We start from the raw sequence: 11,584 nt of genomic DNA, 5'->3' as shown, positions 1-11,584 counted from the left end.
TTGGCTCCCAGACGGCGACATGGCTCCGCAGGCACCTGTACTCAACCAACCGCTTTTCAGCGAACCCGGCGCCCGCGACGGGCGCCGCCTGCTGGCGCTGCCCGGCGTCGTGGCAGTCGTCGGCGCGCTGGTCATGGCGGCCATTTCGTTCACCATCCTGGTCGGCGCGACGCCGATCGCGCCTGACGCCAGGACGACCTGGGCGCTGATCGCGCTCAACGCCGCCTTCGTGCTTTTCCTCAGCGCGCTGGTCGGGCGCGAGGTGCATCGCATCGTCATGGCGCGCCGGCATGGCAAGGCGGCCTCGCGGCTTCATGTGCGCATCGTCGCCATGTTCGCGCTGGTTGCCGCCATTCCCGCCATCATGGTGGCGATCATCGCCTCGATCACGCTCGATATCGGCCTCGATCGCTGGTTCGAGATCCGCACCAAGACGATCGTCAATTCCTCGCTGTCGATCGCCGATGCCTATGTCCAGGAAAACGCCCGCAATTTGCAGGGCACGACGCTGTCGATGGCCTATGATCTCGATGCGTCGCGCACGCTCTACGGCCTTGATCGCACAGGCTTTCTCGACCTCATGAACAAGGAAGCCGTGGGCCGGTCTCTGGCCCATGCGGCGCTGATCAAGCCCGACGGCTCGTTCGTCATGAGCGCGCAGACCGATGCCGATTTCTCCATGCCGGAACCGCCGGAAGGCTCGGTCAGCAGCGCCACCGACGGCAAACCGGTGCTGATCGAGCCGCGCACCCGCAACATCATGGGCGCCATCGTCAAGCTGCGTGAGATCGAAGGCCTCTACCTCTACACCATCCGCCTTGTCGATCCCGAAGTGATCAAGGCACGGCAGATCGTCAGGTCCAACACGGACGAGTACCGCAACCTCGAAGACAACAGGCGCACCTCGCAAGTTGCCTTCGCGCTGCCCTATCTATCGCTGACCCTGATCATCATCCTGTCGGCGATCTGGACCGGCATTGCCGTCGCCGACCGTCTCGTGCGGCCGATTCGCCAGCTCATCGGTGCCGCCGACGAGGTGGCGACCGGCAATCTCGATGTCGCGGTTCCGGTCAGGCCTTCCGACGGCGATGTCGCCTCGCTTGGCGACACCTTCAACAAGATGCTGCTGGAGCTGAAATCCCAGCGCAACGAGATCCTGTCGGCAAAGGACCTGATCGACGAGCGGCGGCGCTTTTCCGAAGCTGTGCTCGCCGGTGTCACCGCCGGCGTCATCGGCGTCGATCCCTATGGCATCGTCACCATCGTCAACCGTTCGGCCGAATCGATGCTGGCCATCTCCGCCAGTGCCGCGCTAGGACAGAACCTTTCCGCCATTCTGCCGCATGTCGGCCGCGTCTTCGAGATCGGCCGCCAGTCGGGCAAGCCTGTCTACCGCGAACAGGTGACATTCTTCCGCGCCGGCACCGAACGCACCTTCAACGTACAGATCACCATCGAGGCGGGCGACGACGGCTCGGAGGAGAAATCCTACGTCGTGACGGTCGACGACATCACCGATCTGGTTCAGGCCCAGCGTTCTTCGGCCTGGGCCGATGTGGCGCGCCGCATCGCCCACGAAATCAAGAATCCGCTGACGCCGATCCAGCTTTCGGCCGAGCGCATCAAGCGACGCTTCGGCAAGGTCATCACCGAGGACCGCGAGATCTTCGATCAGTGTACCGACACCATCATCCGGCAGGTCGAGGACATCGGCCGCATGGTCGACGAATTCTCCGCCTTCGCGCGGATGCCGAAGCCCGAGATGAAGGCCATCGACTTGCGCGAATCGCTGCGCGAGGCCTCATTCCTGGTCGAAGTCAGCCGCGCCGACATTGCTTTCGAACGCGTGTTCGGCAACGAGCCGCTCAAGGGCACGTTCGACAGCCGCCTGATGGCGCAGGCATTTGGCAATGTGATCAAGAACGCCGCCGAAGCGATCGACGGACTGGAACAGAAGGACGGTTCGCACGGCATAATCCGGATTCAAGCCGGGCGCCAGAATGGCGCGATTCGAATCGACGTCATCGACAATGGCAAAGGCCTGCCGCGGGAGAATCGCCAACGGCTGCTCGAGCCCTATATGACCACACGCGAGAAGGGCACCGGGCTTGGTCTCGCTATCGTCAAGAAGATCGTGGAGGACCATGGTGGCAGGCTGGAACTTCATGATGCCCCTGCGGATTTTCACAATGGGCGTGGTGCGATGATCAGCATCATTCTGCCGCCCGCGGCTGCGGCGCCATTGCGCGGTGAAGCCAAGGCGGAAAACGAAAGAGAAACTGAAAAGGTCGGTAATGGCGTCTGATATTCTCATCGTCGATGACGAGGAAGACATCCGTGAGCTCGTCGCGGGCATCCTGAGCGATGAAGGTCACGAAACCCGTACGGCATTCGATGCCGACAGCGCGCTCGCTGCTATAGCTGATCGCGCGCCGAGGCTGATTTTCCTCGACATCTGGCTGCAGGGCTCCCGCCTGGACGGCCTGGCGCTGCTCGACGAGATCAAGACCATGCATCCCACTCTGCCGGTGGTCATGATCTCCGGCCACGGCAACATCGAAACGGCCGTCTCGGCCATCCGTCGTGGCGCCTATGATTTCATCGAGAAGCCGTTCAAGGCCGACAGGCTGATCCTCATTGCCGAGCGTGCGCTGGAAACTTCGAAATTGCGGCGTGAGGTTTCCGACCTCAAGCAGCGCAGCGGCGAAACCTTCGACCTGATCGGCATGTCGTCGGCGATGAGCCAGCTGCGCCAGACCATCGAGCGCGTCGCGCCGACCAACAGCCGCGTCATGATCATCGGCCCGTCTGGATCCGGCAAGGAACTGGCGGCGCGCGCCATCCACACGCTCTCGGCGCGCAAGGGCGCGCCGTTCGTGACGCTGAGCGCTGCCAACATCACGCCCGAGCGCATGGAAATCGAGCTATTCGGCACCGAATCGAACGGCGTCGAGCGCAAGGTCGGTGCGCTGGAAGAGGCCCATCGCGGCATCCTCTACATCGACGAAGTGGCCGATATGCCGCGCGAGACGCAGAACAAGATCCTGCGCGTGCTGGTCGAACAGCAGTTCGAGCGGGTAGGGGGCACCAAGCGGGTCAAGGTCGACGTCCGCATCATCTCCTCGACCTCGCAAAACCTGGAAGCCATGATTGCCGACGGGCGTTTCCGCGAGGATCTCTATCATCGCCTGGCGGTGGTTCCGGTGATGGTGCCGGGGCTGGCTGAGCGGCGCGAGGATATTCCCTACCTCGTCGACAACTTCATGAAACAGATCGCCCGCCAGGCCGGCATCAAGCCGCGCCGCATCGGCGACGACGCGCTGGCCGTGCTGCAGGCGCACAACTGGCCGGGCAACGTCCGCCAGCTGCGCAACAATGTCGAGCGCCTGATGATCCTGGCGCGCGGCGACGACGTCGATGCGCCGATCACCGCCGACCTGCTGCCGTCCGAAATCGGCGATGTCATGCCGCGTACGCCGAACCAGTCCGACCAGCACATCATGGCGCTGCCGTTGCGCGAGGCGCGTGAACAGTTCGAGAAGGACTATCTGATCGCCCAGATCAACCGGTTTGGCGGCAACATCTCGAAAACCGCCGAGTTCATCGGCATGGAGCGCTCCGCTTTGCACCGCAAGCTGAAGTCGCTGGGCGTCTGACGTACACAAAGTCAGCCTGGCCGTGGCCTATGCAATTGTCGGTTACGGGTGCGGCGGAATCGCATAAGAAAGCCGGGACTTTTCTGAGGGATCACCTATGCCGCGCATTGCCTATGTGAACGGGCGCTACGTCGTCCACGCGGACGCTTCCGTGCATATCGAGGATCGCGGCTATCAATTTGCCGACGGTGTCTATGAGGTCTGCGAGGTGGCGCGAGGCTTCATCGTCGACATGCCGCGCCACTTGGCCCGGCTGAACCGCTCGCTGACCGAATTGTCGATCGCCTGGCCGGTCGCGCGTAACGTGCTGCCGCTCATCCTGCGCGAGGTGGTCAACCGCAACCAGGTCGTCAACGGTCTGGTCTATGTTCAGGTCACGCGTGGTGTCGCCAGCCGCGACTTTGTTTTCCCGTCGGCGGACACCAAGCCCTCCTTGGTGGTCACTGCCAGGAAGGCCGATCCGGCGGCTGGAGCAAAGCGGGCCGAGACCGGCATCGCGGTCATCACCGTGCCCGAGAACCGCTGGGACCGCGTCGACATCAAGTCCGTCGGGCTGCTGCCCAATGTACTGGCCAAGCAGAAAGCCAAGGAGGCCGGCGCCCAGGAGGCGTGGTTCGTCGACACCGACGGCAACGTCAAGGAAGGCGGCTCGTCGAACGCCTGGATCGTCACCAGGGACGGTGTCCTCGTCACCAGGCCGGCCGATCATGGCATCCTGCGCGGCATCACCCGCACGACCATGTTTGAGGTTGCAGCGAAGCTCGGCCTGAAGATCGAAGAGCGCGGTTTTTCCGTCGCCGAGGCCAAGGCGGCGCGCGAGGCGTTCATCAGCTCCGCGACGACAATTGCCATGCCTGTCGTGGCCATTGACGGCGATCCGGTGGCCAACGGGCACCCAGGCTCTGTGACACTTTCGTTGCGGCAGGCCTTTTTTGACATTGCGGAAAAAAGTCCAGCCTGATAACCGCACAGGTGGAATGAACATCAATATATCTCGTTCTGCTTGTCGTTACTGACGACAAGACGGTGTTTGCGCGCTTGACATGTGCCCGACAATTTGGCGCATTGGCCTGCAAACCGAAGGGGATCGGCGAAAGACAAGAACAATGGCGGAACGATCGCAAAACCTTCAGGACCTGTTCCTGAATTCAGTTCGCAAGAGCAAGAACCCGCTCACCATCTTCCTCATCAACGGCGTGAAGCTGACCGGCGTGGTAACTTCGTTCGACAATTTCTGTGTGCTGCTGCGCCGCGACGGTCACTCCCAGCTCGTCTACAAGCACGCCATTTCCACGATCATGCCGAGCCAGCCGGTTCAGATGTTCGATGGCGAGGAAAGCCAGGGCGCCTGATTGGCACGTGAGAAGGACGCGGACGCGACCGTTCGCGGAAAACCAGCGCATCATCCCGGGACGGAAGCCAAGGGTCCGACCCGGGCTGTCGTCATTGTGCCTGTGCTTACCCGCCAGCCGCGCGGCGACGACGATACAAACCGCCCGCGGCTGACGCGATCGGCCGACGCACGCCGCGACGAGGCCGTCGGCCTTGCCCGCGCCATCAACCTTGATCCGATCCATACGGCGGTGGTGACCGTCAACGATCCGCGTCCGGCAACCTTGCTCGGCAGCGGCAAGGTCGAGGAGTTCGCCGAAATCGTCAAAGAGGGCCATGCGGAACTGGTCATCGTTGATCATCCGCTGACGCCGGTGCAGCAGCGCAATCTCGAAAAGGAACTGAACGCCAAGGTGCTCGACCGTACCGGGCTGATCCTCGAGATCTTCGGCGAGCGCGCCCGCACCAAGGAAGGCACGCTGCAGGTCGAACTCGCCCATCTCAATTACCAGAAGGGCCGCCTTGTCCGCAGCTGGACCCACCTCGAGCGCCAGCGCGGCGGGGCCGGCTTCCTCGGCGGCCCCGGCGAAACCCAGATCGAATCCGACCGGCGGCAGTTGCAGGAAAAGATCATCAAGTTGAAGCACGAGCTGGAAACGGTTCGCCGCACCCGCGACCTGCACCGCGCCAAGCGCAAGAAGGTGCCGTTCCCGGTGGTGGCGATCGTCGGCTACACCAATGCCGGCAAATCGACCCTGTTCAACCGGCTGACCGGAGCAGACGTGCTGGCGCAGGACATGCTGTTTGCCACGCTCGACCCGACGCTGCGCCGCGTGCGCCTGCCGCATGGCACGCCGATCATCCTGTCGGACACGGTCGGTTTCATCTCCGACCTGCCGACGCATCTGATCGCCGCTTTTCGCGCGACTTTGGAAGAGGTGGTCGAAGCCGATCTCGTCCTCCATCTGCGCGACATTTCCGATCCCGACACGGCAGCGCAGGCCGAGGATGTCGAGCGCATCCTGGCCGACCTCGGTGTCGACGCCAGTGATACCAAGCGGGTGATCGAAGTCTGGAACAAGATCGATCTGCTGGACGAAGGCAACAGGAGCCGGCTGCTCGCCGACGCCGCCGACGGCAGCAAGGGACCGCCGATCGCCGTATCGGCGGTGACCGGCGAGGGTATCGATGCGCTGAAGGCGATCATCGAGACACGCATGGCGGGCGAGCTCGAAGACCTGACGGTGACGATCGAGCCGGCGCAGTTCGGCCTTGTCGACTGGCTTTATCGCAATGGCGATGTCGTTTCGCGCACCGACAATGACGATGGCAGCGCCACCATATCGCTCAAGGCGACGCAAAGCGCCCGCGAAGAGATCGAAAGCCGATTGCGCAGGAAGAACAACGGCTAACCCAAGGCAATTCCAGCAAAACTGTATAGCGGTTTTCCATCCGGAATTGCCGACGTTATTTCGCGGTTTTTGCTTCCTGCCAGAGCGCTTCCATCTCGGCCAGATCAGCCTTTTCCAGCGTGTTGCCGGACTTCTCCAGGGCCTGCTCGACATAGTGGAAGCGTGAGCGGAATTTTTCATTCGTGCCGCTCAACGCGGCTTCCGAATCGAGCTTGAGATGACGGCCGAGGTTGACGACAGCGAACAGCATGTCGCCGAACTCGTCCTTGATCGAGGCGGTATCGCCCTTGGCCAGCGCCTCGCGCAATTCGCCGATCTCCTCTTCGATCTTGTCGAGGATGGGGGCCGCCTCGCTCCAGTCGAAGCCGACACGCGCAGCCTTCTCCTGAAGTTTGAGCGCCCGCTTCAGCGCAGGTAGGGCGAGCGGAACGCTGTCCAGAAACCCTTTGCCATTGTCTTCGGGGTCGAGGCCGCGCGCGAGGCGGGCGCTTCGCTTCTCCACCTTCTCCTGCGCCTTGATCTTTTCCCACATGCCCTTGGCCATGCCGGCGCTGCGGGCTTTTTCGTCGCCGAAAACATGCGGGTGGCGACGGATCATTTTCGTCGTGATCGCCTGGACCACATCCGGAAAGGCGAATTCACCGGCTTCCTCGGCCATTTGCGCATGATAGACGACCTGCAGCAGGAGATCGCCCAGCTCGTCACGGAGATCATCGAGGTCGCCGCGCGCGATGGCATCCGCCACCTCATAGGCTTCCTCGATCGTATAGGGCGCGATGGTCGAGAAATCCTGCTCGATATCCCACGGACAACCGGTCTTCGGCGCACGCAGCGCTGCCATGATCTCGATCAGGCGCGAAATGTCTTTCGATGGCGTCATGCGGCGGATGCTATCCTGCGGCCCGACGCGCGGCCAATGTTGTCAGCCGGAGAGGGCGCCTTGTCCACAGCTGAGCCGCCTTAGTCGAGTACGGAGACGATCGCCTTGGCGAGGTCGTCCATCCCATCCTCTGGCAGTCCGGCGACGTTGATGCGGCTGTCGCCGACCATGTAGACGCCATGTTCGGCGCGCAGCCGTTCGACCTGCGCTTCCGTGAGGCCAAGCCGCGAGAACATGCCGCGATGGCTGGCGACGAAGTCGAAGCGGTCGGAGTTGGACTGCCGGCGCAGCGCCTCGGCGAACTGGACACGGAGCCTCAGCATGCGCAGGCGCATCTCCTCCAGCTCGGCTTCCCAGTCGGCACGCAAAGTAGCGTCTTCCAGCACGATGCGCACCGCGGCAGCGCCATGATCAGGCGGCATCGAATATATGGCGCGTGCCGCCGACAGCATCTGGCTCATCGCCACATCGGCCTGTGCGCCGTCCTTGGCCAGGACCATCGCCGCACCGACACGGTCGCGGTAGACGGCGAAATTCTTCGAGCAGCTCGAGGCAACAACCATTTCCGGAACTTTCGCCGCCAGCAGCCGCAGGCCAAGCGCATCGGCCTCGAGCCCATCGCCAAAGCCCTGATAGGCGATGTCGACGAAAGGCAGCAGGCCCCGCTCGACGACCAGATCGGTGACGGCCTCCCACTGCGCCGCGTCGAGGTTCGCGCCGGTCGGGTTGTGACAGCAGCCATGCAGCAGCACCACGTCGCCACTGTTGGCCGTCCGCAACGCCGCCAGCATGTCGTCGAAACGAACCGCACCCGAGGCCGCATCGAAATAAGGATATTCGCGGATCTGCAAGCCGGCGGCGCGCATCACCGGCATATGGTTCGGCCAGGTCGGGTCCGACAGCCAGATGGTTGCGTCCGAACGCGTCCGCTTGAGCAGCTCCGCGACCAGGCGCAACGCACCGGAGCCGCCAGGCGCCTGTGCCGCCCGGATGCGCGTCATGTCGGCGCCAGGGCCGAAAGCGAGCTTGGCCATCACCGCGTTGAAGCCGGTATCGCCGGCCAGTCCGAGATAGGTCTTGGTGTCCTGGCTGTTCAGCAGCCGCTTTTCAGCCTCGCGCACGGCGCGCATGACCGGCGTCTTGCCGTCACGATCCTTATAGACGCCGACGCCGAGGTCGACTTTGTTGGTACGTGGATCGGCGCGATAGAGGCCGATCAGGGCCAGGATCTTGTCGGCGGGAGCTGGCTGCAGGTCTTCGAACATCATTATGGTTCCGTTGGCGCGGCGGAGTGATACGCAAATCGGACGTGATGCACCAGCGGTTTTAGGTGTGCGAAACAGAAGGCGGCGCCCAAAGGTGTGGTCTTTCGATCGAAACGATAGCCGCTATTCTAATCGCAGCGTATGCGCCGCTCCGAAAGCGGCTTAGGGATGACTGCTTCATGCTCGTACGGCTGACGATGATCTGCAGCGGTGCCACGGCGGCAACCCGGAAGGGTGCGCTCCCGTTGGATGAGCCGTTGGAGCCGCGATCGCTGACTCTGGCGAAAGCGATGCGCGGAACGCTGTGCCGCGCCGACCGCGTGTGGACAGCGCCGGCACTTCGCGCCCGGCAGACCGCCGAGGCGCTGGCGTTGGACGCATCGGTCGAACCGCTTCTGGCCGACCGGGATCATGGAAGCTGGGCCGGCAAGAGCTTTGAGGAGGTCCAGGCGGAGCAGCCCGAGGGCATAGCCGCCTGGCTTACCGACCCCAATGCGGCGCCGCATGGCGGCGAGTCGCTGGCCGAGGTTGCTCGCCGGGCCTCCGAGTTGATGGACCGGTTAATAGCGGAGCGTGGTCACACAATCGCCATGACCCATGCCAGCGTCATCCGCACCGCGATCGCGCATGTTCTCGGCGCGCCGCTTACCGCCTGCTGGAAGATCGATATCGAGCCGCTGAGCATCACCGATTTTCGCAGCGACGGCCGCAGGTGGGTGTTGCGCGCCTGCGGTGTAACGACACCCAAAGCGGCAAAACCACTTCGCCCCTGAGAGTCAGGCCGGGCGAGGGTACTGGCAAACGCGACCCTTCGGTAAACCCGCCAAAGAAAAAATGGCACGGCTCGGGATTAAAACCCCCACATGCCCCGTAAACAGGACATGAAACGGTCGATGCCACGCTTTGACATCATAGGACAGCTAGGGTCGCTGCGGCGCTATGCCCAGTCGCTGACGCGCGACAGTGCGGACGCTGAGGATCTCGTGCATGACGCGCTGGTGCGCGCCTATGAGCGGCGCGGCACCTTCCGCTCGGGTGGAAATTTGCGGGCCTGGCTGTTGTCGATCGTTCACAACGCGTTTGTCGACCGCATGCGCTCGCGCCGCTCGGAAGCGGCGCGCATCGAACAGGCCGGATACCTCGCCGATGCCAGCACACCGGCGCCGCAAGAGCATTCGGTGCGCCTGGCGCAGGTGCGGGACGCCTTTTTCAACCTGCCGGAGGAACAGCGCTCGGCACTGCATCTGGTCGCCATCGAAGGGCTTTCCTATCAGCAGGCCGCTGATGCCACCGGCGTGCCGCTGGGCACGCTGATGTCGCGCATCGGCAGGGCGCGCGGCGCCTTGCGCCAGATGGAGGACGCCGCCCCGGCACGCGGCAGGAATCATTTGAGAATCGTGGGAGGTGAGCCATGACCGCTCTTGTCGACCCCGTGACCGACACCGACCTCGACGCCTATGTCGACGACCAGCTGGATGTCACGCGCCGCATCGAGGTCGAGGCGTTCCTGTCGACCCGGCCGGAGGCCGCCGCACGCGTAATGTCGGATCTGCGGACGCGCGACGAACTGCGCGTGGCGCTTGCCGGTTCCAAGGGCATGGCGCGGCCGGCGACCGCTGACGCGGCGCGGCGGCTGGAGAGGGGGCTTGTCCGCGGCCGCATCTTCGGCGTGCTGCAGCGCGCCGCGGCCGTTGCCGCCTTCATTGCCGCCGGCTGGCTGGCGAACGGCATCATCGGGCCGATGTCGGTGACCAAGGTCATCGCTTCGCCGCAGCCGCCCGCCTATGTCGAGGAAGCGGTGCGGGCACACAGGACGACGCTGGTGCGCGAAACCATGCCCTCGCAGCCGGAAGCGCCCAACTACAATGCCGGCGAGATCCGGGCCGCGACCGCTATCGTCATGCCATCGCTGCCCAAGGACTGGAAGGTTCGCGACGTGCAGATCTATCCGTCGCGCTTCGGCCCGAGTGTCGAGGTGGCTGTCGACACCAAGGATATGGGCCTGGTGTCGCTGTTTGCGATCCGGCCGGGAACCTTCGACGTGGTCAAGCCGACCATCGCGCCCTCGGGCGATATTTCCTCGGCCTATTTCCAGATCGGCGAGGTCGCCTATGCGGTGGTCGCGAAGAGCGGGGTTCATGACCTCGACCGCGTCGCCGAGGCGCTCGCCAAGACGCTTTACTGACCGATTTACAAAGGAGACTGAAAATGAACACGCCCAATCTGGGATATCGCGTCGGCACCGGCGCCCAGGCCGGAGCGGTCTTCGACGAGGGCCTGCGCCAGCACATGCTGCGCGTCTACAACTATATGGGCCTTGGCCTCGTGGTCACCGGCCTGGTCGCCTTCCTGGTGTCGTCGACGCCGGCGCTCTATGTGCCGATCTTCTCCAGCCCGCTGAAATATGTGGTGATGCTGGCGCCGCTCGCCTTCGTGTTGCTGTTTTCGTTCAAGATGCAGACCATGTCGGCGGCCAGCGCCCAGATGATGTTCTGGGCCTTCTGCGCGGTGATGGGCCTGTCGCTCGCCTCCGTGTTCCTGGTCTTCACCGGAACCAGCATCGCGCGCACCTTCTTCATCGCCGCCACCATGTTCGGCGCCACCAGCCTCTATGGCTACACGACCAAGCGTGACCTGACGCAGTTTTCGTCGTTCCTGATCATGGGCCTGATCGGCGTGGTGATCGCCAGCATCGTCAACATCTTCCTCGGCTCGACGGCGCTGCAGTTCGCCATTTCGGTGATCGGCATCGCCGTCTTCATCGGTCTGACCGCTTGGGACACGCAGACGATCAAGGAACAGTATGCCGAGAATTTCGATGCGGAATCGCGCCAGAAGCTGGCCGTTTTCGGCGCCTTCTCGCTCTATCTGAACTTCATCAACATCTTCCAGCTGCTGCTGAACTTCACCGGCGAGCGGGAGTAACGACTGTCCGCTGTGGGCAAGGGCGGGGTTCTCGCCCTTGATGCGGAGAGGTGGCCGGAGGAGAAATCCTCCGGCGACAATTCGTTCCGGCAAGCCCCTTCACGCCTTGAGTCC

At 63.4% G+C, this 11,584-nt stretch carries 11 protein-coding genes; 9 read left to right on the top strand and 2 right to left on the bottom strand.

Annotation, left to right across the window (positions count from 1 at the left end):
* The first annotated feature begins 19 nt into the window (after positions 1 to 19).
* The 5 genes from AC1D05_RS27430 to hflX all read left to right on the top strand — a co-directional run bounded on the left by AC1D05_RS27430 (position 20) and on the right by hflX (position 6,400).
* Positions 20 to 2,305, top strand: a complete 2,286-nt coding sequence (locus AC1D05_RS27430) for a sensor histidine kinase NtrY-like (protein WP_477444833.1) — start codon at positions 20 to 22, stop codon at positions 2,303 to 2,305.
* The gene (ntrX, locus tag AC1D05_RS27425) at positions 2,295 to 3,656 is read left to right on the top strand and encodes a nitrogen assimilation response regulator NtrX (protein WP_010909346.1); all 1,362 of its coding nucleotides are present in this window, start codon (positions 2,295 to 2,297) and stop codon (positions 3,654 to 3,656) included. Before AC1D05_RS27430 ends, ntrX begins: the two co-directional genes overlap by 11 nt.
* 97 nt (positions 3,657 to 3,753) lie before the next feature.
* Positions 3,754 to 4,617, top strand: a complete 864-nt coding sequence (locus AC1D05_RS27420) for a D-amino-acid transaminase (protein WP_477444831.1) — start codon at positions 3,754 to 3,756, stop codon at positions 4,615 to 4,617.
* A gap of 145 nt (positions 4,618 to 4,762) precedes the next feature.
* Positions 4,763 to 5,008, top strand: a complete 246-nt coding sequence (gene hfq / locus AC1D05_RS27415) for an RNA chaperone Hfq (protein ID WP_006202172.1) — start codon at positions 4,763 to 4,765, stop codon at positions 5,006 to 5,008.
* A complete protein-coding gene (gene hflX, locus AC1D05_RS27410) occupies positions 5,009 to 6,400 on the top strand; it encodes a GTPase HflX (RefSeq protein ID WP_477444829.1) in 1,392 nt (463 codons plus the stop codon). It begins immediately after the preceding gene.
* Between the two features lie 55 nt (positions 6,401 to 6,455).
* On the opposite strand, the gene mazG is transcribed toward hflX, so the two are convergent.
* Both mazG and AC1D05_RS27400 read right to left on the bottom strand, forming a co-directional pair.
* On the bottom strand, positions 6,456 to 7,280 hold the full coding sequence (mazG, locus tag AC1D05_RS27405; RefSeq protein ID WP_477444827.1) for a nucleoside triphosphate pyrophosphohydrolase: 825 nt from the start codon (positions 7,278 to 7,280) through the stop codon (positions 6,456 to 6,458).
* A gap of 80 nt (positions 7,281 to 7,360) precedes the next feature.
* Positions 7,361 to 8,545, bottom strand: coding sequence for an amino acid aminotransferase (locus tag AC1D05_RS27400; protein ID WP_477444966.1), 1,185 nt, complete (start codon positions 8,543 to 8,545; stop codon positions 7,361 to 7,363).
* A 179-nt stretch (positions 8,546 to 8,724) separates the two neighbouring features.
* Here AC1D05_RS27400 and AC1D05_RS27395 point away from each other — a divergent pair, with 179 nt between their 5' ends.
* The 4 genes from AC1D05_RS27395 to AC1D05_RS27380 all read left to right on the top strand — a co-directional run bounded on the left by AC1D05_RS27395 (position 8,725) and on the right by AC1D05_RS27380 (position 11,470).
* Positions 8,725 to 9,318: a histidine phosphatase family protein gene (locus AC1D05_RS27395; protein WP_477444825.1), complete on the top strand. Its 594-nt coding sequence runs from the start codon at positions 8,725 to 8,727 to the stop codon at positions 9,316 to 9,318.
* 108 nt (positions 9,319 to 9,426) lie between these two features.
* Complete coding sequence (locus tag AC1D05_RS27390; protein ID WP_477444964.1) at positions 9,427 to 9,960, top strand: sigma-70 family RNA polymerase sigma factor; 534 nt, start codon at positions 9,427 to 9,429, stop codon at positions 9,958 to 9,960.
* The gene (locus AC1D05_RS27385; RefSeq protein WP_477444823.1) at positions 9,957 to 10,730 is read left to right on the top strand and encodes an anti-sigma factor family protein; all 774 of its coding nucleotides are present in this window, start codon (positions 9,957 to 9,959) and stop codon (positions 10,728 to 10,730) included. The genes AC1D05_RS27390 and AC1D05_RS27385 overlap by 4 nt, the downstream gene beginning before the upstream one ends.
* Before the next feature lie 23 nt (positions 10,731 to 10,753).
* Complete coding sequence (locus AC1D05_RS27380) at positions 10,754 to 11,470, top strand: Bax inhibitor-1/YccA family protein (protein ID WP_477444821.1); 717 nt, start codon at positions 10,754 to 10,756, stop codon at positions 11,468 to 11,470.
* The last annotated feature ends 114 nt before the right edge of the window (positions 11,471 to 11,584 follow it).

Source organism: Mesorhizobium sp. P2_E9, from assembly GCF_056403815.1.
The sequence above is the reverse complement of the archived record's forward strand: the minus strand, read 5'-3'. Positions and strand labels throughout refer to the sequence as shown.